This window comes from Kribbella sp. NPDC002412 (assembly GCF_053592935.1).
Genome location: NZ_JBSFBL010000054.1, coordinates 1 through 22,018 on the forward strand (window position 1 = coordinate 1; position 22,018 = coordinate 22,018).

24 protein-coding genes are annotated in these 22,018 nt (G+C 68.6%); 9 read left to right on the top strand and 15 right to left on the bottom strand.

What is annotated here, in order from left to right; translation table 11 throughout:
• Positions 1-567, bottom strand: a 567-nt coding sequence (locus ACWCOV_RS33055) for an SDR family oxidoreductase (protein ID WP_449833272.1), incomplete at its 3' end; no start/stop codon positions are given.
• Positions 568-637: 70 nt separating this feature from the next.
• Here ACWCOV_RS33055 and ACWCOV_RS33060 point away from each other — a divergent pair.
• Positions 638-1,540: a LysR family transcriptional regulator gene (locus tag ACWCOV_RS33060; RefSeq protein ID WP_449833273.1), complete on the top strand. Its 903-nt coding sequence runs from the start codon at positions 638-640 to the stop codon at positions 1,538-1,540.
• A 79-nt stretch (positions 1,541-1,619) separates the two neighbouring features.
• Positions 1,620-2,741 (top strand): 23S rRNA (adenine(2503)-C(2))-methyltransferase RlmN, encoded by a 1,122-nt coding sequence (gene rlmN / locus ACWCOV_RS33065; protein ID WP_449833274.1) that lies wholly within the window; start codon positions 1,620-1,622, stop codon positions 2,739-2,741.
• 21 nt (positions 2,742-2,762) lie between these two features.
• Here the strand turns inward: rlmN and ACWCOV_RS33070 are convergent, their stop codons facing one another.
• Entirely contained in the window at positions 2,763-3,107 is a 345-nt protein-coding gene (locus ACWCOV_RS33070; protein ID WP_449833275.1) for a YybH family protein, read from the bottom strand.
• Positions 3,107-3,811 carry an alpha/beta fold hydrolase gene (locus tag ACWCOV_RS33075; RefSeq protein ID WP_449833276.1) on the bottom strand — a complete coding sequence of 235 codons (705 nt, stop codon included), beginning with the start codon at positions 3,809-3,811 and terminating at the stop codon, positions 3,107-3,109. Before ACWCOV_RS33075 ends, ACWCOV_RS33070 begins: the two co-directional genes overlap by 1 nt.
• A 40-nt stretch (positions 3,812-3,851) precedes the next feature.
• Between ACWCOV_RS33075 and ACWCOV_RS33080 the strand changes: the two genes are divergently transcribed.
• On the top strand, positions 3,852-4,313 hold the full coding sequence (locus tag ACWCOV_RS33080; RefSeq protein WP_449833277.1) for an N-acetyltransferase family protein: 462 nt from the start codon (positions 3,852-3,854) through the stop codon (positions 4,311-4,313).
• Here the strand turns inward: ACWCOV_RS33080 and ACWCOV_RS33085 are convergent.
• On the bottom strand, positions 4,306-5,400 hold the full coding sequence (locus ACWCOV_RS33085) for an LOG family protein (protein ID WP_449833278.1): 1,095 nt from the start codon (positions 5,398-5,400) through the stop codon (positions 4,306-4,308). The genes ACWCOV_RS33080 and ACWCOV_RS33085 overlap by 8 nt on opposite strands.
• 67 nt (positions 5,401-5,467) lie before the next feature.
• Here ACWCOV_RS33085 and ACWCOV_RS33090 point away from each other — a divergent pair, with 67 nt between their 5' ends.
• On the top strand, positions 5,468-6,757 hold the full coding sequence (locus ACWCOV_RS33090) for an aspartate aminotransferase family protein (RefSeq protein ID WP_449833279.1): 1,290 nt from the start codon (positions 5,468-5,470) through the stop codon (positions 6,755-6,757).
• Between the two features lie 67 nt (positions 6,758-6,824).
• Here the strand turns inward: ACWCOV_RS33090 and ACWCOV_RS33095 are convergent, their stop codons facing one another.
• The 5 genes from ACWCOV_RS33095 to ACWCOV_RS33115 all read right to left on the bottom strand — a co-directional run bounded on the left by ACWCOV_RS33095 (position 6,825) and on the right by ACWCOV_RS33115 (position 11,810).
• Positions 6,825-7,694 carry an amino acid ABC transporter permease gene (locus tag ACWCOV_RS33095; protein ID WP_449833280.1) on the bottom strand — a complete coding sequence of 290 codons (870 nt, stop codon included), beginning with the start codon at positions 7,692-7,694 and terminating at the stop codon, positions 6,825-6,827.
• On the bottom strand, positions 7,694-8,341 hold the full coding sequence (locus ACWCOV_RS33100) for an amino acid ABC transporter permease (RefSeq protein ID WP_449833281.1): 648 nt from the start codon (positions 8,339-8,341) through the stop codon (positions 7,694-7,696). Before ACWCOV_RS33100 ends, ACWCOV_RS33095 begins: the two co-directional genes overlap by 1 nt.
• A gap of 90 nt (positions 8,342-8,431) precedes the next feature.
• A complete protein-coding gene (locus ACWCOV_RS33105; protein WP_449833282.1) occupies positions 8,432-9,361 on the bottom strand; it encodes a glutamate ABC transporter substrate-binding protein in 930 nt (309 codons plus the stop codon).
• A gap of 47 nt (positions 9,362-9,408) precedes the next feature.
• Complete coding sequence (locus ACWCOV_RS33110) at positions 9,409-10,185, bottom strand: amino acid ABC transporter ATP-binding protein (RefSeq protein ID WP_449833283.1); 777 nt, start codon at positions 10,183-10,185, stop codon at positions 9,409-9,411.
• Positions 10,186-10,304: 119 nt separating this feature from the next.
• Positions 10,305-11,810: an amidohydrolase family protein gene (locus tag ACWCOV_RS33115; RefSeq protein WP_449833284.1), complete on the bottom strand. Its 1,506-nt coding sequence runs from the start codon at positions 11,808-11,810 to the stop codon at positions 10,305-10,307.
• A gap of 101 nt (positions 11,811-11,911) precedes the next feature.
• Between ACWCOV_RS33115 and miaB the strand changes: the two genes are divergently transcribed.
• Positions 11,912-13,390 carry a tRNA (N6-isopentenyl adenosine(37)-C2)-methylthiotransferase MiaB gene (gene miaB / locus ACWCOV_RS33120; protein WP_449833285.1) on the top strand — a complete coding sequence of 493 codons (1,479 nt, stop codon included), beginning with the start codon at positions 11,912-11,914 and terminating at the stop codon, positions 13,388-13,390.
• Positions 13,387-14,055, top strand: a complete 669-nt coding sequence (locus tag ACWCOV_RS33125) for a phosphotransferase (protein ID WP_449833286.1) — start codon at positions 13,387-13,389, stop codon at positions 14,053-14,055. Before miaB ends, ACWCOV_RS33125 begins: the two co-directional genes overlap by 4 nt.
• Here ACWCOV_RS33125 and ACWCOV_RS33130 read toward each other — a convergent pair.
• From ACWCOV_RS33130 to ACWCOV_RS33140, 3 genes are all read right to left on the bottom strand, one after another.
• A complete protein-coding gene (locus tag ACWCOV_RS33130; protein ID WP_449833287.1) occupies positions 14,052-15,884 on the bottom strand; it encodes a LamG-like jellyroll fold domain-containing protein in 1,833 nt (610 codons plus the stop codon). The genes ACWCOV_RS33125 and ACWCOV_RS33130 overlap by 4 nt on opposite strands.
• A gap of 199 nt (positions 15,885-16,083) precedes the next feature.
• Entirely contained in the window at positions 16,084-16,533 is a 450-nt protein-coding gene (locus ACWCOV_RS33135; RefSeq protein ID WP_449833288.1) for an NUDIX hydrolase, read from the bottom strand.
• A 468-nt stretch (positions 16,534-17,001) separates the two neighbouring features.
• The gene (locus ACWCOV_RS33140; RefSeq protein WP_449833289.1) at positions 17,002-17,700 is read right to left on the bottom strand and encodes a class I SAM-dependent methyltransferase; all 699 of its coding nucleotides are present in this window, start codon (positions 17,698-17,700) and stop codon (positions 17,002-17,004) included.
• 203 nt (positions 17,701-17,903) lie between these two features.
• Between ACWCOV_RS33140 and ACWCOV_RS33145 the strand changes: the two genes are divergently transcribed.
• The 3 genes from ACWCOV_RS33145 (at position 17,904) to ACWCOV_RS33155 (ending at position 20,333) form a co-directional block, all read left to right on the top strand.
• Positions 17,904-18,686, top strand: coding sequence for an alpha/beta fold hydrolase (locus tag ACWCOV_RS33145; RefSeq protein WP_449833290.1), 783 nt, complete (start codon positions 17,904-17,906; stop codon positions 18,684-18,686).
• Positions 18,687-18,896: 210 nt separating this feature from the next.
• Positions 18,897-19,391, top strand: coding sequence for a hypothetical protein (locus tag ACWCOV_RS33150; RefSeq protein WP_449833291.1), 495 nt, complete (start codon positions 18,897-18,899; stop codon positions 19,389-19,391).
• 258 nt (positions 19,392-19,649) lie between these two features.
• The gene (locus tag ACWCOV_RS33155; RefSeq protein WP_449833292.1) at positions 19,650-20,333 is read left to right on the top strand and encodes a DUF899 domain-containing protein; all 684 of its coding nucleotides are present in this window, start codon (positions 19,650-19,652) and stop codon (positions 20,331-20,333) included.
• Between the two features lie 42 nt (positions 20,334-20,375).
• Here ACWCOV_RS33155 and ACWCOV_RS33160 read toward each other — a convergent pair whose 3' ends face one another.
• The 3 genes from ACWCOV_RS33160 to ACWCOV_RS33170 form a co-directional block, all read right to left on the bottom strand.
• Positions 20,376-21,110: an META domain-containing protein gene (locus tag ACWCOV_RS33160; RefSeq protein ID WP_449833293.1), complete on the bottom strand. Its 735-nt coding sequence runs from the start codon at positions 21,108-21,110 to the stop codon at positions 20,376-20,378.
• 338 nt (positions 21,111-21,448) lie between these two features.
• On the bottom strand, positions 21,449-21,691 hold the full coding sequence (locus ACWCOV_RS33165; RefSeq protein WP_449833294.1) for an antitoxin: 243 nt from the start codon (positions 21,689-21,691) through the stop codon (positions 21,449-21,451).
• Between the two features lie 99 nt (positions 21,692-21,790).
• A complete protein-coding gene (locus tag ACWCOV_RS33170; protein ID WP_449833295.1) occupies positions 21,791-21,994 on the bottom strand; it encodes a hypothetical protein in 204 nt (67 codons plus the stop codon).
• Positions 21,995-22,018 lie beyond the last annotated feature (24 nt).

Sequence of the window (22,018 nt, forward strand, 5' to 3'; positions counted from 1 at the left end):
GCCGCCGACTCGTGGCATCACCTCGACCGCCCGGAGAGCGAGCTCTACCGCGGCGGCCTCGGACAGTCCCTCCAGCGCGTGCTTCGCCGAGTTGTATGCGCCGTACCCGGGATATGTCTTCAGCCCACCCAGTGAGCTCATCTGCACGATGGTGCCCGAGCCCTGCGCGTGGAACAGCGGCAGGACGGCCTTGGTGACCTCGGCGGCACCGAAGAAGACGACGTCGAACTGCTCGCGCAGCTCTGCCATCGACACCTCCTCGACGGCTCCCATCACCATCGAGCCGGCGTTGTTGACCAGGACATCGATCCGGCCGAAGACGGCCACCGTCGCCTGGACCGCGGCCTCGATCGAGGTGGGGTCGGTGACATCCAGGGCGGCCGTACTGACCCGGCCCTCGCCCAGCTCGGCCAAGTCGGCCAAGGTCTCGGGCCGGCGAGCGGTAGCCATCACGCGGTCGCCGGCGGCCAGTGCGGCCAGGACGAGCTCTCGGCCGAAGCCGGTGGAGCAGCCGGTGATCAGCCAGACCCGGCCTGGTTCGCTGTGGTTTTCGTGTGCGTTGTTCACGCTTCGAGTCTTCGTCCGGACCCCGGCCGGGACCAACATCGGCTACCTGGCGCGGCAGTAGCCTGAGCCTGTGACCCCTGAGCTTCGGCAGTTGCGGTACTTCGTCGCGGTAGCGGAGGAGTCGAGCTTCACCCGGGCCGCCGCGCGATTGACGATCGCGCAGCAGTCGTTGTCGCAGCAGATCACGCTGCTGGAGCGGATGGTCGGCGCGAAGCTGTTCGACCGCGACAGCCGGGGGACTTCGCTGACCGAGGTCGGCAGGGTCTTCCTTCCCGAGGCGCAGGCCGTGCTGGCGCGGGCGGATGCGGCCATGACCGTGGTCGGCCGAGCAGTCCGCGGCGAGACCGGCCAACTCAGGCTGGCCTTCCTGGCGACGACGGCGAACTACCTGCTGCCGCCGGTCGTCCGCGCCGTCCGTGAACGCTTACCCGATCTCCACCTGGCGACCGAGGAGACCACGATCGGCCGGCTCGTCGAAGGCATCACCAACGGTTGGTACGACGTCGCCTTCTCCCGCCCGCCGCTGGTCGACGGACTCGCGACCCGGACGCTGGTCACCGAGGAAGTCTGTGCCGTCCTGCCCGAGGGACATCCCCTGGCCGGCCGGACCGAGCTCAACCTGACCGAGCTGGCTGATGATCCGTGGCTCCTGACTCCGCGCAGCTCGTGGCAGCCGTGGCACGAGTTCTACGACGAGGAGTTCCGGGCCGCCGGGTTCGAGCCGAACGTGGTGCACCGCGACCCGAGCATCCAGGTGCTGCTGGGGATGGTCGCGGCCGGGGTCGGGGTGACCAAGCTGGCCCGGTCGGCGCAGAGCCTCCGGCGTACCGGAGTGGTGTTCGTGCCGTTGGCGGGGCAGACGGTGTCGACGCAGATGGTCTGGCTGCCGGGCAACACCTCGCCGGTCCTACCGGCCGTCCGGGCGGTGGTCGTGGAGCTGGCCGAAGCCGCCGCGATCACCACTACCGGCTAGGACAGTGACGCGGGACACGGCCCATGCGCAGGAAGTGAATTTGTGAATGGAAAAGGCGGCGGGCGACAATGGGTCGGTTATGACTACCTCCCTGCCCCTTGTTTTCGATGAGCCGCGCCGTGCCAAGAAGCCGCCGCGGCACCTGGCCGACCTGTCCGGGGAGGAGCGGCGTACGGCGGTCGCCGCGCTGGGCGAGCCCGCGTTCCGGGCCAAGCAGTTGTCGAACCACTACTTCTCCCGGCTGGTGTCCGACCCGGCCGAGATGACCGATCTGCCGGCCGCGACCCGGGACAAGCTGGTCGCCGAGCTGATGCCGCCGCTGCTCACCCGGGTCCGCGACCTGGAGTGCGACAGAGGGCAGACCCGCAAGACGCTGTGGAAGCTGCTCGACGGCTCGCTGGTCGAGTCGGTCCTGATGCGGTACTCGGACCGCACGACCATGTGCGTGTCCTCGCAGGCCGGCTGTGGGATGGCCTGCCCGTTCTGCGCGACCGGTCAGGCGGGACTGACGCGCAACATGACCACGGCGGAGATCGTCGAGCAGGTCGTCGACGGCGCCCGGGCGCTGGCTCGCGGTGAGATCGCGGGCGGGCCCGGCCGGGTCAGCAACATCGTGTTCATGGGCATGGGCGAGCCGATGGCGAACTACAAGGCCGTGATCGGCGCCGTCCGGCGGTTCACCGACCCGTCGCCGGAGGGACTCGGCATCTCGGCCCGCGGGGTCACGGTGTCGACCGTCGGCCTGGTGCCGCGGATCAACCAGCTCGCCACCGAGGGCATCCCGGTCACGCTCGCGCTGTCGCTGCACGCGCCCGACGACGAACTGCGTGACGAGCTGGTGCCGATCAACAACCGCTGGAAGGTCGACGAGGTGCTGGACGCGGCCTGGGGGTACGCGCAGCAGACCAAGCGCCGGGTCTCGATCGAGTACGCGATGATCCGCGATATCAACGACCACGCCTGGCGCGCGGACCTGCTGGCCGAGAAGCTGGCGGCGCGTGGCGACTGGGGCTGGGTGCACGTCAACCTGATCCCACTCAACCCGACGCCCGGCTCCAAGTGGACCGCGTCGGACCCGGCCGACGAGCGTGAGTTCGTCCGTCGCCTGCAGGCCGGTGGCATCCCGACCACCGTCCGCGACACCCGTGGTCAGGAGATCGACGGCGCTTGCGGCCAGCTCGCGGCCTCCGACAAGACATGACGGTCCGGGCCGTCGGCCGGCTCAGCGGTCGCTGAACACGTTCGGCCGGTCGAGGATCCAGCGCCAGCTGCCGTCCGGCTGACGGCGGGCGACCTCGGCGGTCGCGATCTCCGGGCTCAGCACCGTGGACGTCAGCGCCAGGTCACCGAGCACCAGCGCCTCGGAGCGCTTGCCGAGGGCGGCCTGTTGGCCCGGCAGTTGGGCGAAGTACGCGCGGATCGCCGCCGCACCCTTGGCCAGCGAGCCGTCGGGTAGCGCCAGCACAGCGTCCTCCTCGTACAGCGCGACGATGCCGTCGACGTCCCGTGCGTTCAGCCGGTTGACGAGCAGCCGGGCCAGGTCGTTGGGATGGTGTGCCTTCTCCATCAGGCCAGTGCGGTGAGGATCTTCGCCAGGGCGGCGGGTTGGGAGAACATCGGCCAGTGGCCGGTCGGCAGCTCGACCAGGTCCCACTCCGGTGACGTGAGTTGCTCAGCGACCTCGCGGGAGGGCTCGGCGCCGTCCATCAGGCACTTGATGTAGGTGGTCGGCAGCTCGCCGATCGGCCGGACCAGCTGGGCCGGCTCGGAGATGGCTCGCCCCGGGTGCGGCGTACTGCGGCTGACGATCAGGGCGATCGCCTCGTCGGACAGGTCCTGGTCGGCGTAGTCCTCGGCGGCGAGCGGCGGCCAGAACCCGCCGGACTCGGCGAGCTGCCCTTCGACCCACGCGCGGTCCTCCTGGGACCAGCCGTCGATGAACGACCGCCCGTCGACCGGGATGTTCGAGTCGACGTACACGACCCGCCGCAGCCGATCCCCGATCCGCGCCGCCGCCTGCCCGACCGGAATCCCCGAGTAGCTGTGCCCGGCCAGCACGACATCCCGAAGCTCGTTCCCCTCCACCACCGACACGATGTCGTCTACATGCTGCGCCTGACCCACCTGCGCCGAATCCGCCCCGTGTCGCTCAGCAAGCCCAGTCAGCGTCACCGGATACACGGAATGCCCGTCCGCCCGCAGGGCCTCCGCCACCTCGTCCCAGGCCCAAGCCCCCAGCCAGGCCCCCGGCACCAACACAAAATTCACCATGCCGCGCACCGTAAACGACCGCACCGACATAACTTGAACCATGCACACAGAAGTACGACGGTACGCGGAGACCGACCGCGAGGCGGTGCTGGCGCTGGCGCCCCGGCTCACCGAAGGAGTCGCGCAGTGGCGCTCGCCCGACCGGGTGCGACAGGCCGTCATCCGCTGGGTCGAGGACGCCCTCGCACGGGCCAACGCCCCGGGCCGCTTCGTCTACGTGGCCGAGGCACGCGGGCAGCTGGCCGGGTTTGCGGCGGGGGAGGAGCGTACGCACTGGACCGGGCAGGTCGACATCTACCTCGGGGAACTCGTCGTGGACGCCGCCTGCGAGGGCAAGGGCGTCGGCCGGGCGCTGGTCGAGGCTGTGGTCGAGCATGCTGCTCGGGCTGGTGTCGAGCGGATCACTCTGGAGACCGGGGCCGCCAACACCCAGGCGCGCCGGTTCTACGCCAGTCTCGGCTTCGCGGAGGAGGACGTTCGGCTCACCAGAGTCCTCAGCTGACCAGGGCGGCTGCCTCTTCGATGGTGTCGACCAGGTGGATCGTGGCAGACATGGCGCGGTTGGTGGCCAGGGACCGGAGCAGGGGCCAGACGGGGAGTTTGGTCGTCCAGTGGTCGATGTCGACCAGGATCAGGGGGACCTGGGTGGCGGGGTCGCCGTAGTAGTTGGGGGTGACGGCCTGGAAGATCTCCTGGACGGTGCCGGCGGCGCCGGGGAGGTAGAGGATGCCGCCACGGGCGCGGCTGAGGAGGACGTCCTCGCGCTGGGCGTTGGAGAAGTACTTCGCGATGGACGACGCGAACACGTTCGGCGGCTCGTGCCCGTAGAACCAGGTCGGGATGGACACTCCACCGTTGCCGGGGAACTCACGCCGTACGCCGAGACCCGCTGCAGCCCACGCGGCCACCGACGGGCGGAAGGACGGTACGGCGGCCAGCGTCCGGAGCGCCGTGTCGACGGCGGCATCGTCGTACCCGGACAGTGAGGCGCCGAGGTTGGCCGCCTCCATCGCACCCGGACCGCCGCCGGTGACGACGGTGTGGCCGGCCCGGGCGAGCGTGCGACCGAGCAGGACGGCGGAGCGGTACGCCGTACTGCCGCGAGCGATCCCGTGGCCACCCATGACGCCGATCCAGGGCCGGTCGTCGGGAAGCTCGGTCAGAGCGTCGGCGATGGCGTGGTCGTGCAGCGCTGCCGCGAGGGTGCGGCTGGTGTCGCCCTTCTCGTCGTGCTGCCGGGACCAGGCGTAGATCCTGGCGTCCGGAGTGGCGTCGTACCCGCTCTCCAGGCCGGCGTAAAGCTCCTCGGCGTCGTACAGCGTGCCGCGGTAGGCGTCGAACGGCAGCGACGGGATGGCGGGGAAGACCAGGCCGCCGCCGTCGCGGATCCAGGCCTCGGCCTTCTCCTCCAAGGCGCAGCCGAGGAACAGCGAGCCGCGCGGGTCCAGCTCGAGGAGCTCCGCCGTACGCCCGGACAGGTCGACGGACTGCACCCGCCAGCCCTCCATCGTCTGGGCCCCGGCGGCCACGATCCGGTCGAAGTGCCCCAGCGACTCGATGTCGACGTGCGGGATGCTCGGCAATGTCACGCAGAGCACCTTAGTGCGGATAGACCGCGACTATGAGCAAGCGCCGCGATGAGGTAATGCTTAGGACATGACACATGCGGAGCTCTGGGAGCGTCACAAGGCCGTCATGCCGGACTGGCTCGCGTTGTACTACGAGGAGCCGATCGAGATCGTGCAGGGGTCCGGCCGCCGGGTCACCGACGGCCAGGGCGCCACCTACCTCGACTTCTTCGCCGGCATCCTGACCAACGCGATCGGCTACGACATCGCCGAGATCTCCGACGCCGTCCGCGAGCAGTTGTCCAGCGGGATCGCGCACACCTCGACCGTGTACCTGATCCGCAAGCAGATCGAGCTGGCCGAGCAGATCGCCGAGCTGTCCGGGATCCCGGGCGCCAAGGTGTTCTTCGCCAACTCCGGCACCGAGGCGAACGAGACGGCGCTGCTGCTCGCCACCCAGAACCGCCGCTCCAACCAGGTGCTGGCGATGCGGAACTCGTACCACGGCCGCGCGTTCGGCACGGTCGCGATCACGGGCAACCGGGGCTGGTCCGCGAGCAGTCTGTCGCCGGTGAACGTGCAGTACGTGCAGGGCGCGTACCGGTACCGCAGCCCGTTCCGCGACCTGCCCGACGCCGACTACATCAAGGTGTGTGTCGAGGATCTGCGCAACGTCATCGAGACCACCACGTCCGGCGACGTCGCCTGCCTGATCGCCGAGCCGATCCAGGGCGTCGGCGGGTTCTCGTCCCCGCCGGACGGCCTGTACGGCGCCTTCAAGGAGGTGCTGGACGAGTTCGGCATCCTGTTCATCTCTGACGAGGTGCAGACCGGGTGGGGCCGGACCGGTGAGCACTTCTGGGGGATCCAGGCGCACGACGTGGTGCCGGACGCGATGACGTTCGCGAAGGGCCTGGGCAACGGGTTCGCGATCGGCGGCGTGGTGGCCCGGCCGGACCTGATGGACAGCCTGAAGGCGAACTCGCTGTCCACCTTCGGCGGCAACCCGATCTCCACCAGCGCGGCGAAGGCGACGATCGACTACCTGCTGGACAAGGACCTGCAGGCGAACGCTGCCAAGCGCGGCGCCCAGCTCGCCGACGGGTTGCGCGGGATCTCCGAGGAGTTCCCCGAGCTCGGCGACGTCCGCGGCAAGGGCCTGATGCTGGCCGCCGAGATCGTCAAGCCCGAGGACCGCAGCCCCGACGCGGCCACCACCGCCAAACTCCAGCAGGAGACCAAGAACCGCGGCCTGCTGGTCGGCAAGGGCGGCCTGTACGGGAACGTGCTGCGGATGGCCCCGCCGATGACGCTGACCGAGGCCGAGACCACCGAGGCGCTGGAGATCATCCGCGACTCCTTCAACACGCTGCGCTGACCCCCTGGACTCCCGCGGCGACCCATGACAGTGCCCCCGGTACGGCGTACCGGGGGCACTGTGGTTGTCAGAGCGGAGCTTCTGCCGACGTGGCTGCTTCGGCGGCCGACGGTGGGGGAGTCCCACGCACCTTGCGCTGACGGCGGGAGCGGCCTTCGAGGTAGCGGGCCAGGATCGACAGCAGCGAGCACAGGCCGATGTAGATGATCGCGATGACGATGTACGTCGGGATGTACGGGAAGCCGTACTGGAGCCGGCCACCCATCTGCTTGCCCACGTAGAGCAGCTCGGCGTAGGTGATGATGAAGCCGAGCGCGGTGTCCTTCAGCAGCACGACGAGCTGGCTGACGATGGCCGGCAGCATCGACGTGATGGCCTGCGGCAACAGGATCAGCCGGACCACCTGGTTCTTGCGCAGACCGGTCGCGTACGCCGCTTCACGCTGACCCTTCGGTACGGCGGCGATACCGGCCCGGAAGATCTCCGCCAGCACCGAGCCGTTGTACAGCGTCAGCCCGAACACGACCGCCCAGAACGGGCCCAGGCCGAGGTCGAACTGCAGGTTGCCGTAGTAGAAGAAGAACATCAGGATCAGCAGCGGGATGGCCCGGAACAGCTCGACGACGAAGGTCGCCGGCGCCCGGAACCACCAGTGGTCGCTGATCCGCGCCGCCGCGAACACGGCACCGAACACGAGCGCGAGCACCGCGGCCAGACCGGCCGCCTTGAGCGTGTTGAGCAGGCCGTTCCACAGTTCCTGCTGGATCGACGAGTAGGTGAACTGGATCCAGCGGCGTTCGGCGAACTGCCCGCTCTGGTTCAGCCGGTAGATCACCCAGCCGATGGCGGCCAGCAGCACGAGGATGACGACCGCGTTGAGGATCCGGTTGCGTGCCCTGGCGCGCGGGCCGGGTACGTCGTACAGCACCGCACTCATCAGGCCACCGCCGTCCGTCGCTCGGCCCACCGCTGGAGGAAGACCAGGGGAATGATCAGGATCAGGAAGCCGACGGTGATCCAGACCAGCGTGGCGATCTGGTTCTCACCGCGCTCGGCCATCACCGCCGGGATCGCACCGGCTTCCGCGACGGAGAAACCGGCCGCGATCGTGGTGTTCTTCAGCAACGCGATCATCACGCTGGTCAGCGGCGGCACGATCGCCCGGAAGGCCTGCGGGAGGACGACGATGCCCAGCACCTGCATGAACGTCATCCCGACCGAGCGGGCGGCCTCGGCCTGGCCGGCCGGGATCGTGTTGATGCCGGACCGCACGATCTCGCAGACGAACGCCGAGGTGTAGACGGTCAGCGCGACCACCGCGGACCAGAAGAAGTCCGGCAGCGAGATCTGCATCTTCGGGGCGCCGAAGACGAGGAACGCGAACACCAGGGTCAGCGGGGTGTTCCGCAGCACGTTCACGTAGCCGGTGCCGACGGCGCGCAGCGCCGGGACCGGGGAGACCCGGAATCCGGCCAGGATCGTGCCGAGCACCAGGCTCAGCACCGCGGCGATCAGGAACAGCCTGAGCGTGGTCCAGAAACCGTCGACGAACAGTTCCCAGTTGTCGGTGAGGACCGAGAGCATCGCGACCTTCCAAATGAGTGGAGCGCGCTCCCCGGCGAGCGGAGCGCAGGCCGGCCGCGACGCCCGTCAGGACGCCGCGGCCGGAGTGGATCAGTACTTCTCGAGCGGCGGCGGCGTCGAGTCCGAACCCGACTTGCCGAGCGTCTCGTCGTAGATCGCCTTCCAGGTGCCGTCGGTGGCCGACGTCTCCAGGATGGTGTTCACCTTCTCGCGCAGTGCCTTGTCGGCCAGCGGCAGGCCGATGCCGTACTTCTCGGTGCTGAACGGCTTGCCGACCACCCGCAGCTCGTCGGGTGCGGTCGCCGCGTAGCCCTTGAGGATCGCGTCGTCGGTGGTGACGGCGTCGACCTTGCTGTCCAGCAGCTGCGAGACACACTCGGAGTACGTCTTGAACTCGGAGATGTTGCTCGCCTCGGTGAGCTGCTCGTCCTTGACCCGCTGGATCGGGGTCGAGCCGGTCGCCGAGCAGACCTTCTTGCCCTTCAGCGCGGTCTTGCCGGCGTCCATCGAGGTGTCGTCCTTGCGGACCAGCAGGTCCTGGCCGGCGATGAAGTACGGGCCGGCGAAGCCCACCTGGGTCTTGCGCTTGTCGGTGATCGAGTAGGTGCCGACGTAGTAGTCGATCTCACCACCGGCCAGCGCGGTCTCGCGGTTCGCCGACGGGATCTCCTTGTACTCGATCTTGTCCGGGTCGAAGCCCAGGTTGGCCGCGACCATCCGGGCGACCTCGATGTCGAAGCCGCAGCGCTTGCCGTCGGCGTCCTTGTACCCGAGGTTCGGCTGGTCGGCCTTCACGCCGACGACCGGGGTGCCGCGGGACTTGATCTTGGTGAAGGTCGCGCTGCCGGCGACGTCGACGCCGGAGGCAGTCGTGAACTTGTGCAGTTCGCCGCACGCGTCGGACGCGGCGCCGTCTCCGGTGCCGCCGCCACCGGCCGCGGGCTCGTCCTCTCCGCAGGCGCCGACGGTCAGCGCGAGCGCCGCGACGCCGAGGGTGGCGACGAGGTTGCGCATTCTCATGATCTGGTTCCCCTTCGTGTGGTTGCTGGTACGGCAGCGGGCGGACGTCAGTGCTTCAGGATCTTGCCGAGGAAGTCCTGGGCACGCCGCGAGGTGGGGTTGGTGAAGAACTGCTCCGGGGTGGCCTCCTCGACGATCTCGCCGTCGGCCATGAACACCACCCGGTTCGCCGCGGTCCGGGCGAACCCCATCTCGTGCGTGACCACGACCATCGTCATTCCCTGCTTGGCCAGGTCGATCATCACCTCGAGGACCTCCTGGATCATCTCCGGGTCGAGCGCCGAGGTGGGCTCGTCGAAGAGGATGACCTTCGGGTCCATCGCCAGCGCCCGCGCGATCGCGACGCGCTGTTGCTGGCCGCCGGACAGCTGAGCCGGGTACTTCGAGGCCTGGTTGGCCACCCCGACCCGTTCCAGCAGTTCCATCGCCCGCTGCTCGGCCGCCTTCGGGTCCGTCTTGCGGACCTTGCAGGGACCGAGCGTGACGTTCTGCAGGATCGTCTTGTGCGCGAACAGGTTGAACGACTGGAACACCATGCCGACGTCGGCCCGCAGCCTGGCCAGGGCCTTGCCCTCGCTCGGCAGCGGCTGCCCGTCCAGCGAGATGCTGCCGGTGTCGATCGGTTCCAGCCGGTTGATCGCGCGGCAGAGCGTCGACTTGCCGGACCCGGACGGTCCGATCACCACGACGACCTCGCCCTTGTCGATGGACAGGTTGATGTCCTTCAGGACGTGCAGGTCGCCGAAATGCTTGTTGACGTCGGTCAGGGTCACCAGACCGGCCGCCCGACTGGTGTCCTGAGTCGAGGTTCCGGAATCGCTCATGGCCAGAACCTAGCGGAGGCGGGGGTGCCGTCGCAGCGCTGGTCGGTTCCACGGTGGTAACGATCTGCAATATAGGCGAGCAGCCTGTGACCGTCCGGTCACAGGCTGCTCGAAGAGTGTCAGCAGCAACCACCTGCGGGGATCGTGGCCGCCGTCGGAGGCTCTTGCACCGCCGCCTCGACCTCGGCGAGCATCCGCTGCCGCGCTGTGGGTGAGATCACCCGGCCGCGCGTGATCACGGTGTGGATCCGGCGGGTGTTGCGGATGTCCCGCAGCGGATCCGCGTCCAGTACGACGAGATCCGCGACCTTGCGTGGTTCGACCGACCCCAGGTCGTCGCGCAGGCCGAGGAACCGGGCCGGCTCGACGGTGGCGGCGTACAGGGCCTGGCGTGGGGTCGCGCCGGCGCCGACGAGGAGCTCGAGCTCGTCGTGCAGCGCGAAACCGGGGACCGAGTACGGCGTTCCGGTGTCGGTGCCGGCCAGGATCGGGACGTCGGACGCGAAGAGCTCGCGGACGAATCGTTGCCGCCACGCCCACATCTCGTGCTGCCGGGCGATCTCCTCGGCCGGGCGGTTGGCCTTGTAGAGGTTCTCGAGCGCGTAGTCGTAGGTGAACACCGCGTCCGCGCTCAGGTACTTCCTCAGCGCCGGGTCGAGGGTCGCATAGTCGGGTTTGTCGAGCACGCTGTGCATGGTGAGCGTCGGCGTGACCCGGGTGCGGTTGCGGCGCAGCGTGCCGAACACGTCGGCGGCGCGGGCGCGGCTGAAGCTGTTCGCCGCGAACCACTCGATCGGGTGCAGCTGGCGGAACCAGGCGTTGTAGTCACCGGGTTTCACCGTGATGTCGCGGACCATCCGCCGTACCTCCACCTCCCAGGCGGAGACGGCGAGGCCGAGCGAGTGGATGTGCTCGATGCTGCGCTGGCCGGCGTTGCTGACCTGCTGCGAGGTGAGCTGGTCGGGCCCGTGGCCGTGCACGGTCAGGCCGGTCTTGCGGGCCTCGTCGAGGATGGCGCCGTACGACGCGGGGCTCAGGCGCGAGTACACCTTGACGAAGTCGGCGCCTTCGGCCTTCACCCGTCGTACGGCGGCCCGCGCGGACGGCTCGTCGTCGACCACGATCACCTGGATCAGGTTCGGGTCCCACAGGGTGGGGTCACCGTCGATGATGTTGCTCGCGACCACCATTCGCGGGCCGAGCAGGGTGCCGGCCTCGATGCGGTCGCGCCAGTCGTACAGGGCCGGGTTGGTGCCGGCCATCTCGCGGACCGTGGTGACGCCGTTCGCCAGATAGAGCGGGGGAGACACCCGCTCGTCGCCGATGCTGTGGACATGCATGTCGGCCAGGCCGGGGATGACGAACTTGCCGGTGAAGTCGAGCTCGACGGCGCCGCGTGGGACCGGGAGGTGGCGGCCGACGCCGATGATCCGGTCCCCGCTGATCAGGACGGTCTGGTTGCGGTCCCGGCGGCCGGTCGCGACGTCGATGACGGTCACCTTGGTGAGGGCGGTGACGTGCTTCGGACTTCCCACAGCCTGACCGGCCGTGAAGGTCGTGCCGCCGGCGATCACAGCGGCGCCGGCGGCGGTGCGGGCGAGGAACTGACGGCGAGAACTGTTCATGCCCTTCACTATTCTCGCGCGGCGCGGCCTGGTCAGGGGGTGCAGGCTGCGCATCCCAGGTAGGGATTTGTCTACCGCGGCACGTACTCTTGGTGGCTGTCATGCGTACTTATGAGGTCCGCACCTACGGGTGCCAGATGAACGTCCACGACTCCGAGCGGCTGCGCGGCCTGCTGGAGGACGCGGGCTATGTCCGCGCGCCCGAGGGTGACCAGGCAGACGTGGTCGTCTTCAACACCTGCGCGGTCCGGGAGAACGCCGACAACAAGCTGTACGGCAACCTCGGCCACCTGGCGCCGGTGAAGGCTCGCAACCCCGACCTGCAGATCGCGGTCGGCGGCTGCCTGGCGCAGAAGGACAAGGCGTCGATCGTTCGCAAGGCGCCGTGGGTCGACGTGGTCTTCGGCACGCACAACATCGGTTCGCTGCCGGTGCTGCTGGAGCGGGCCCGGGTGCAGCAGGAGTCGCAGGTCGAGATCCTCGAGTCGCTCGAGGTGTTCCCGTCCACGCTGCCGACCCGGCGCGAGTCGCCGTACTCGGCCTGGGTGTCGGTCAGCGTCGGCTGCAACAACACCTGCACGTTCTGCATCGTCCCGGCGCTGCGCGGCCGCGAGAAGGACCGCCGCCCGGGCGACGTGCTGGCCGAGGTCGAGGCGCTGGTCGCCGAGGGCGTGCTGGAGGTGACGCTGCTGGGTCAGAACGTGAACTCGTACGGCGTCGAGTTCGGCGACCGCTACGCCTTCGGCAAGCTGCTGCGCGCCTGCGGCACGATCGACGGGCTGGAGCGGGTCCGGTTCACCTCGCCGCACCCGCGCGACTTCACCGCCGACGTGATCGAGGCGATGGCCGAGACGCCGAACGTGATGCCCTCGCTGCACATGCCGCTGCAGTCCGGCTCGGACCGGGTGCTGAAGGCGATGCGGCGCTCGTACCGGCGCGACCGGTACCTCAAGATCATCGAGGACGTGCGGGCGGCGATGCCGGACGCGGCGATCACGACCGACATCATCGTGGGGTTCCCGGGGGAGACCGAGGAGGACTTCGAGGGCACGCTCGACGTGGTCCGGCAGGCGCGGTTCGCGGGTGCGTTCACCTTCCAGTACTCGAAGCGTCCGGGGACACCGGCCGAGTCGATGGCGGACCAGGTTCCGCGCGACGTCGTACAGGAGCGGTACGAGCGGCTGGTCGCGTTGCAGGACGACATGGCCTGGGAAGAGAACAAGAAGATCGTCGGGCGGTCGCTCGAGGTGCTCGTGGCCGAGGGGGAGGGACGCAAGGACGCCGCGACCCACCGGCTGAGCGGGCGGGCGCGCGACAACCGGCTGGTCCACTTCGCGCTCCCCGAGGGCGTCGAGGCGCCGCGACCGGGTGACGTGGCAACGGTCGAGGTCACGTACGGCGCCCCGCACCACCTGGTCGCCGACGTCTTCGGCTCAGTACGCCGCACCCGCGCCGGCGACGCCTGGGAACGCGCCCAGGACAACCCGGCGGGCCCGGCGTCTCCCGGTGTGATGCTCGGCATGCCGACGATTGGCGCCAAGCCCCTCGAGCCAGCCGTCGGCGGCTGCCAGATCGGGTGACGGCCCTCCTCCCGCCTGACGCCGAGCCGTTTGCTGCTGGGCGGGATGCGGACGTTTACGCCCTCGACGAGTCCTGGGTGTTGAGGCGTTACCGCAACGGGCATCCGGTGCGGGACGAGGCCGACTTCATGCGGCACGTCGCGCAGTATGACTACCCGGTGCCCGCCGTCCGCGAGGTCGACGGGCCCGACATGGTCGTGCAGCGCCTCGACGGCCCGACCCTCGGCGACGCCGCGATCGCCGGCGACCTCACCGCCACCCAGGTAGGCGAGATCCACGCCGACCTGCACCGCCGCCTGCAGGCGATCCCCGCCCCAAGCGGTGCGCCGGGTCTGGTCGTCGTACACGGTGACCTGCACCCGCTGAACGTGATCGCGACCGCCGACGGCCCGGTCGTCATCGACTGGCGCAACGCCGAGGAAGGCACCGCCGCGTTCGATGTCGCGATGACCGCGATCATCTTCGCCCAGGTCGCGCTCGACTCCTCGTTCGAAGCCCTGACACCGCTCCTGCACGAAGCGCTCGGCGCCTACCTCGCCAACTCCATCGACCCGACCCCGGGTCTGCCCGGCGCCCTCGCCGTACGCGGGCGCAACGTCACCCTCACCCCGGAGGAGTTGGCGTTGCTGCCCGCGCAGGAAGAGCTGATCCGCTCCTACCTTTAGGCGTTGAGGAACTGCGACGGCTTGAGCGCGCGGGTGACGATCCTGAGCTCGCCGATGTGCCCGGCGAAGGCCTGCTCGATCACGTTGTCGTAGTGGTTCGCGCCCACCAGCCACGGCTGGCCCGCGGTCGCGAGCCCGTTCGACGGGGTCGCCGGATTGCGGAGTAGCGGCGACGAGTCGACGTACAGAGTGGAGTGCTGTCCGTCGTTGACGACTGCGAGGTGGAACCACCGGCCGGCGACCTGCTCGTGGCCCCAGTTGGTGAACGTGTCGTTGCGGTCGACCGGGTACACCGCCCACTGCAGTTGGCGACCGCCGGAGAACGCCAGGTTGACGACCGGCTCCAACGGGTCGCTGCCGGTCTTGCCCGCGTCCTTGCCGGTGCCCATCCGGCTCAGCAGTCCCTCCCACGCGTGGTCGGCGCCGTCGTCGGCGAGCTTCACGAACGCCTCGATCGTGTAGCCCTTGGTGAACGTCATCGCGTTGAGCGGCGCGTTGTCCGCCGTACGCAGATATCCTCCGCGAGCCGGCCGCTTGCCACCGGCAAACAACCAGCTGGCGTGACCCGGCTGGTCCGGGTGGAACTCGGTCGACGGGCGTGGCGGCTCGCCTGCGAGCTGGACTCTGGTCAGGTGGTTGCCCTGGCCGGAGTGGTCGGTCACCGTGTCCGCGAGCGGCCCGTCGAACCTCCAGTACGCCGCTGTGCCCGGGATCACGAGTTGCGTCGCCGGCCGGGCCGGCCGCACCGGGATCGGGGCGAACCCGGCGAACCGCTGCTCGAAGTCGATCGGCACACTGAACCGGTTGGTGTCGTCGGTCAGCTCGATCTCGCCATCGGCCAGCTCACTGCGCCGGGCCGGGTCCTGGCCGAGGATCCACGGCGCGATCGTCTCCACGTCGATCGTGTTCCGGGCCAGGTCGAAGTGGTAGAGCCGGACCATCGCCGACCCGCCGTAGTACCGGTCCTGGTAGTTGGTCAGATGCAGGTGCACGTCGTTGCCGGCGGCATTCTTCCGGACCACCCGGCCGGGCGGCCAGAAGTGCCCGTTCAGGGTGAGGAAGATCTGGTCGTTGTCATCGATCAGCTGGTCCCAGACCCGGTTGCCGTGGGCGGTGAAGTACGCGACCGGGTTGCCGTGGTCGGCGTTGACCAGCTCGTGTGTGGTCAGGATGACCGGCATCCGCGGGTGCGCCGCTATCACCCCGCGGGCCCAGGCGAAACTCGCGTCCGACGGCCGCCAGTCCATTGCCAGCAGCAACCACTGCCGCCCGGCCGCGCGGAACACGTGGTAGCTGTTGTACCCGTTCTGCGTGGATCCGCCGTACGTCGCCATCCGCTTGAACCGCTGCGGGCCGAAGGTTTTCAGGTACGCCGAATCGCCGCGCGTGTCGTCCTTGGACGCGTCGATGTCGTGGTTGCCGGCCAGCACGGAGTACGGCATCCAGGCCCGGTCGAGAACCTTGAACACCGGGTCGGCCTGCGCGAACTCGGACGCCTGCGCGTTCTCCACCACGTCCCCGAGATGCGCGACGAACACGATGTTCTCGTCCCGCCGCTGTTCCACCAGGTACTCGAAACTCGCCACCAACGGCGCCGAGTCCCCCCGATCCAGGTCGAACAAGTACTGCGTATCCGGCACCACAGCCACCGTGAACCGCGGATCATCGGTGTCGGCCCCTTGGCCCGCTGCCGCTTGTGACGCCGCTTGGCCTGCCGCCTTCGTTGCCGCCGCGGCCTCCTCCGCGCCGAGCAGACCGGGCGCGATCATCACCCCCGCCCCAAGCACCCCCGCCTGCAACACCCTGCGCCGACTGGTCCCGTCGTCCATCCCGCCTCCAAGTTCGCTGACCCAGCAGCGAACTCTAAAACGGTTAAGCCCCACCCCAGGTAAACCCCAGCCAAACGTTCCCCACGCCCCACCCGACGCATGGTGAACTCAGCTGATTGGATGCACCGCCCAACCCAGCCAACCGGCGGGACCTGCGGTTCGTGGCGCCACCTGTAGGCACAGGTGTGGATCTGCAGGGTCAGAAGCCCTGAGCGATCACCGCAGGCAGCCCACCGCCGTACAACCCAGCCAGCACCCGCGCCTCATGCGGCACCACCGGATCGGGCAGCTTGTCCAGCGCAAACCAGTCCAGCCCATCAGCCTTCCCCGGCTCCATCAAGCGCGGCTCACCCCGCCACTTCGACACCGTGAAGAAGAAGTCCACCCGCTCGTCGATCCACTCCCCGTTGCCCCCGGTCCGATGCATCGCAGTCACCGGCACCAGATCCCCCGGCTCGATCTCCACCCCAACCTCTTCCCGAGCCTCCCGAATCGCCGCCTCGAACACCGACTCGTCCTTCTCCACATGCCCCGCCGGCACCGCCCAGTACCCATCCATGTATCCGGTGTTGGCCCGCAGCAACATCAACACCTGATCCCCCCGCCGCAACACCACATAAGCCGCCGGCACCACCCGAAACCGATCCATACCCCGACCCTAACCACCCCCACCGACTCACCCCATCACGCAGCCAGAGGACACCGCTCCACGGCGGCAGTTCTTGCGGCGCACCGCGAACCGTGGACGCGGCCGCGCGTGAGGCGCGATGTGCTGCGGACCCGGGCCGGCGGGGGAGCGGTCGCCGCTTCGCGGCGGCAGTCTTGTCGGCGCCTCCGGCGCGGCGCGGACTGTTGATCCGTGCCCGGGTGGTTGGCGGATGGGCGTGGACCCGGACCGACGAAGAGCGGTCGTCGCTTCGCGGCGGCTGTTCTATCGGCGCATCGGCGCAGCGCGAACTGTTCGCGCGGCCGCCCATCGCTCGAGCGCGCATGGACCAGCGGATCCTCCAACGTCCGGTAGCCCAGCCACGTCGTACCAGCTGGAAGAACAGAACCTCGAGTAGATGCGACTACTCCGTCGGTCGACGTAGGCCACGTCAGCCGGCTGGATGTCGAGTCAGCACGCCTCGAGGACGAAGAAGATGAAGCTGATGAACCTCGCCGGGTGCTTCAGATCCTGCGGACGGAGTTCGCTCGGCGTGTCCGGGGAGATCGGCGGCTCGCTGACGACCGAGATTCGGAAGCCTGCCGCCGTGAAGGCGTCGGTCATCGACTGAAGTGGCCGGTGCCAGTTCGTGTAGACGACCGTGCGGCCGGCGTGCTCGGCGTCGTACGAGAACGCGGCGACGTCGAAGTAGTAGGCATCGGGGTTCAACGCCGTGTAGAGGATCGGGTGGTTCACCGACAGGATGAGGCGCCCGCCCGGCTTCAGCACCCGGCGGAGCTCTGCGAGCGGCTCGGTCCAGTCCTCCAGATAGTGCAGGACGAGGGAGGCCACCACGTCATCGAATGCGGTGTCGGCGTACGGGAGCGGCTTGGCCAGGTCGGCGACGGTCAGGTCGGCGTCCTCGCCCAGCCTTCGGCGGGCCAGTTCGATCATTGCCGGGCTCAGGTCGAAGCCGGTCATGATCGCGCCCCTGTCACGGAGCGCCGCTGTCAGCGGACCGGAGCCACAGCCGGCGTCGAGGATGCGACGGCCGGCCACGTCACCAGCAAGGCTCAGCATCGCCGGGCGTTCGTAGTGGCCGTTGAGCAGATTGACCTCGTTGTCCGCGGAGTACGCCTCGGCGAAGTCGTCGTAGTCGGTCGTCGGCACTGAGCGCTCCATCTGTCGGCAGGTCGCACCATCGGTGCGACTGGTCAAACCACCCGATCCAACAGCAACGCGCCAGGCGCTGTCGAGACTCGCCGGCATCACGTCACGCCGGCGCCAAGGCCCACGCCGAGGAGATGCTCAGCCGCCTGACCTAGAGGCTGAGCGTGCGCGGGTTTGCGCTATTGTCCGCAAGCATGTTCGGCGTGCGAGGTAGGACGGGCCATCTGGCGTGGTACCGGACCGATGAGGCGGCGGCCGAGGTGGCCTTCCTGCACGGGTTCTCCGACTCTGCGCAGTGCTGGGATCCGCTGATCGGCGCGATGCCTGGGATTCGGGCGCTCGCGATTGATGCGCGCGGGCACGGCGAGTCCGGGCTTCCAGACGAACCTTTGCGCTATGCGGCACACCGCGACGATGCCGCCCTTGTGCTGTCGAGCCAGCCCCGTGACGGCGGGGTGGTCGTGGTCGGCCATTCGATGGGTGCGATGGCGGCCGCCTACCTGGCTGCGTCGAGGCCGGACCTGGTTCGGGCGGTTGTGCTGGAGGACCCGCCGACTGGTGAGCCGTCTGGCAACCAGCCCGACGAACCGTGGTCCGAACCGGGATGGCTCGCGGACCTCCGAGCACTTGACCTGCCGGCACGGATCGCGCGGGGCCGATCCGACCAGCCCGCCTGGCCCGAGGACGAGCTCGAGCCCTGGGCTGTGTCGAAGGCGCAACTCAACCCGCATCTGTTCGAGCTGCCGTTTCAGCAAGCGGCCCCGCTGACCGACCTGCTGACCGAGATCACGTGCCCGGTACTGCTGATCCATGGGGACACTGAACGCGGCTCGCTGATCTCCACCGAGTACGCGGAGAGCTGTGCCCGAGCGGCGGCCGGCGACTTCCAGGCGGCACACATCGCCAACGCCGGCCATTCGGTCCGCCGCGACAACCGCCCGGAGTACGTCATGGAGCTCACCACGTTCCTCGACCGGCACCCCTGAGCCGTCGGCGCACCGGGCCCTGGACCGAGTCAGCAAAGGCTATGGACCAGCCCGGCAGATAACGATGGATTCTCGACATCCCTGGCCGAACGGACGGGGACGGAGCGCCGCTCGGCTTCGAGATCAGGGCGGATCACGCTGGCCAGACGACGGCGGCCTCGCTGTCCAAGGCCCTACCGTGAGCTGCTGGTTCATGCCTAGCATCCAGTTGTGGGGGCTGCAGACGACAAGGGGACCGGCGAGCGGGAGTGGTCGCTGCCGTTGGATGTGACGGGCGATGCCAGGTACTCGGAGGAGCGGGATCGGGTTCGCGCCGCGCTGAAGCATCTGCAGGCGTACGACGGGGGCATGCTGTGGGACGCATCGACGTCAACGCTGACGATCCAGATGACGACGGAGGATGCCCTTCAGCAGGCGCGACTCCTCCTGCTGGTCACGAGCCCGACTTGGTTGCGCGTGATGTTCGTGCAGGTTCAGTACTCCGCCCTGGAGCTGACGGAAGTCGCCGCCCGGCTCCTCGAGCATCAGACTGCCTGGGCAGGTGTCTCGGGTATCAGTGGCGGCGTCGACTATCGCGCGAACCGGGTGCGGTTCCTGGTCAACCGCAACCATGAACACGCCGACACGCTGATCCAGGCCATCAACCACTTGAACGATCCGAGAATCACCCTCGAGCTCTACACACTCACCGGAACCGAGCGCTGATCCCGCTGAACGAGTGGGCTGCGCGAGTATGTCCGACGCCGGCAAATCACAGATCCCGTGCCGCCGTGAGCTGAGAGGGGCGAGTTTACGGGGCCTGCGGCACGGAAACCGGGCGATCGATCGCAGCGCGGCCGCGCGCTCAGCTGATCTGCGGTCGATGAGGCTCGTACTGGCCGCGCAGTACGACGTCCACGTCGACGACTCGCGCTGCCCGCCTCCGGACAAGCCGGAGCAGCTCGGAGCGAAAGGAGCGATTCCGTGAAAACGCCACCTGTCGTGTCGGCCGAGGAGTGGAACGCGGCCCGCGAAGAGCTTCTGCGCAAGGAGAAGGAGCACACTCGCGCGAAGGACGCGCTGGCCGCCGAGCGCCGCCGGCTGCCGTGGGTCCGGGTCGAGAAGCAGTACACCTTCGAGGGGCCGGACGGAAAGGTGAGGCTGCCCGACCTCTTCGAGGGACGCCGCCAGTTGATCATCTACCGGCACTTCTTCGAGCCCGGGGTCGCTGACTGGCCCGCGGGCGGCTGCAGCGGCTGTGCGATGTTCACCGACAACCTCGGCCACCTCGCACACCTGAACGCCCGCGACGTCACGTTCGTGATGGTCTCCGCCGCTCCGCAGCCCGACATCAAGCGCTACCGCGCCCGCATGGGCTGGGACGGTGTGCCCTGGTACACGACGCAGGACGACTTCTCGAAGGACTTCGGCGTCGACGAGTACTTCGCCCTCAACGTCTTCATCCGCGACGGCGACGAGGTCTACCGCACCTACTTCACGAACGCGCGCTCGGCGGAACAGACCGGCAACGTCTGGAGCCTGCTCGACATCACCCCGCTCGGCCGCCAAGAGGAGTGGGAAGACTCACCCGAGGGCTATCCTCAGGAACCGCCGTACCAGTGGTGGCGCCGCCACGACGAATACGGCACCCCCGAAGACGCCGGCTGACAAGCGCAGACGCGGATCTCGAGCTGCCGTCGATTTTCTGCCTCAGGGGCCGGCGGTGAGGTCGAGGCCGATGCCGGTTGGGGTCATCAGGGTTAGGCGGTCGTGATCGATGGTGTAGGCGACTCTGGTCCTGAGGGTGGTCAGGATCGCGGTCTCGACCTCGGCAGTTTCCCCTGTGCACGCGCGGTCGGTGGCGACGACGCTGGTGAAGGTCAGCTCGTTTCCGGTACGGGTGATGGTGCCGGAGACTTCGTTGCATCCGGTCGAGCCGGTCAGGCGCTCGCCGTCGAAAGTGAGCCACGCCTCCTCGGCGCGATGGTGGTAGCGGAACAGGTCGCCGTTCGTGATGGTCGTGACGAGCTTCCATCTGGTCCCATCGAGCGGGAAGTCGGGTTCGGCGACCTTCCTGTCCAGCAGCGTGACCGTCGTACCAGCTGAGGTGAGGGTGAGGTGGTCACCGTCCAGGTGCCAGTTGGGTTGGCGCATCAGGAACTCGCACAGCCAATCGTCCTGGGCCAGGAGGGGCGGTTCGCCGCCGATCTGGGTGAGTTCGAATCCGTCGATCCGCAGCTTGCCGCCGGCCAGCAACTCACCCGCCGCGGCGGACGCACCGATCCAGTTGCAACCGGCGTACGCCCGCAGTACGTCGTACACGCGCGGACCCTCTTGGTTCGGGTTGGGCACTTCCTCGAACCCCAGCCGCACGCGTGTCTCCGAGACCAACTGCTTGGGATTACCGTCCTCCGTCACCGCCGTGGACAGATAAGTCTTCCCCATCGGCGAACCAGCCGACCCGCCCATGCCCAGCTCCTCTCCACATCCGGTCGAGCCTCTCCAGCATGCTGCCGGGGGAGCTGGCACTTCTCCGTCGGGCCGCGGGTGCCTGGTGGTCTAGAGACTGAGTCTCCAACCTGGGTAGGGCACGGGAGCGACTGCGTTTGTTCCGACCCTCGCAGTTCGCGCGTGCTCTCGGATCTTCACCAGCTGCCAGGTTGTTCGCGCCGATGCGGCTGGACCGGGACTGCGGGAGGCGGCCGATAGAACTGCCGCGCCGTAGGCGTGTCCTTTCATGGTGGAGGGCCGCAAGGGGTTCTCTTGCGGCCCTCCGGTACAGCTCAGGCGGGGCGGTTGGTGTCGGGGATGTCGTCGTTCTGGCCGTCGAGGTTGTCCAGGCCTTGTTTGGCCTTGTCGACGCCCTGGTCGATCTTGTCCCCGTACTTGCCGCCCGTCTTCTCGTCGATCAAGTCGCCGGCCTTGTCCAGGCCCTGGCCCACCTTGTCGCCGTGCTGGTCGACCAGGTCGCCGGCCTTGTCCTTCAGGTCCTCGGCCTTGCCCTTGAACTTGTCGAAGATGCCCATCTGCGGGGCTCCCATTCCTGCGTAGTTGAATGCTTACAGACAGCTAGCGGTGATCTTCGCATCTGCAACGCCGGAACTGTGGGATCTCCGCTGTGCTTGTCAGACTCCGGAGCCCTCGATGTCGCCACCGGACTCGATGTCGCCGCCCGACTCGATGTCGCCGCCGGAGTCGCCCTCGCCCCCGTCGCCGCTGACCTCGATGTCACCCCCGCTGGCCTTCAGCGCGTCGAGCTCCGGGCTGTCGCCCCCGAGGTCCACGGCTTCCTTCGCCTGGTCGGAGCCTTCTTCGATCGGATTCGTCACTGTGTTCGTTCCTCCCGTAATCAG

Excerpts from the sequence above, each read along its gene's own strand:
- ACWCOV_RS33105 (WP_449833282.1), bottom strand. The coding sequence starts at position 9,361 with ATGAGAATGCGCAACCTCGTCGCCACCCTCGGCGTCGCGGCGCTCGCG.
- ACWCOV_RS33165 (WP_449833294.1), bottom strand. The coding sequence starts at position 21,691 with ATGGGCATCTTCGACAAGTTCAAGGGCAAGGCCGAGGACCTGAAGGAC.
- ACWCOV_RS33115 (WP_449833284.1), bottom strand. The coding sequence starts at position 11,810 with ATGAACAGTTCTCGCCGTCAGTTCCTCGCCCGCACCGCCGCCGGCGCC.
- ACWCOV_RS33095 (WP_449833280.1), bottom strand. The coding sequence starts at position 7,694 with ATGAGTGCGGTGCTGTACGACGTACCCGGCCCGCGCGCCAGGGCACGC.
- ACWCOV_RS33100 (WP_449833281.1), bottom strand. The coding sequence starts at position 8,341 with ATGCTCTCGGTCCTCACCGACAACTGGGAACTGTTCGTCGACGGTTTC.
- ACWCOV_RS33130 (WP_449833287.1), bottom strand. The coding sequence starts at position 15,884 with ATGGACGACGGGACCAGTCGGCGCAGGGTGTTGCAGGCGGGGGTGCTT.
- ACWCOV_RS33090 (WP_449833279.1), top strand. The coding sequence starts at position 5,468 with ATGACACATGCGGAGCTCTGGGAGCGTCACAAGGCCGTCATGCCGGAC.
- ACWCOV_RS33135 (WP_449833288.1), bottom strand. The coding sequence starts at position 16,533 with ATGGATCGGTTTCGGGTGGTGCCGGCGGCTTATGTGGTGTTGCGGCGG.
- ACWCOV_RS33075 (WP_449833276.1), bottom strand. The coding sequence starts at position 3,811 with ATGGTGAATTTTGTGTTGGTGCCGGGGGCCTGGCTGGGGGCTTGGGCC.
- rlmN (WP_449833274.1), top strand. The coding sequence starts at position 1,620 with ATGACTACCTCCCTGCCCCTTGTTTTCGATGAGCCGCGCCGTGCCAAG.
- miaB (WP_449833285.1), top strand. The coding sequence starts at position 11,912 with ATGCGTACTTATGAGGTCCGCACCTACGGGTGCCAGATGAACGTCCAC.
- ACWCOV_RS33160 (WP_449833293.1), bottom strand. The coding sequence starts at position 21,110 with ATGGGGAAGACTTATCTGTCCACGGCGGTGACGGAGGACGGTAATCCC.
- ACWCOV_RS33110 (WP_449833283.1), bottom strand. The coding sequence starts at position 10,185 with ATGAGCGATTCCGGAACCTCGACTCAGGACACCAGTCGGGCGGCCGGT.
- ACWCOV_RS33080 (WP_449833277.1), top strand. The coding sequence starts at position 3,852 with ATGCACACAGAAGTACGACGGTACGCGGAGACCGACCGCGAGGCGGTG.
- ACWCOV_RS33070 (WP_449833275.1), bottom strand. The coding sequence starts at position 3,107 with ATGGAGAAGGCACACCATCCCAACGACCTGGCCCGGCTGCTCGTCAAC.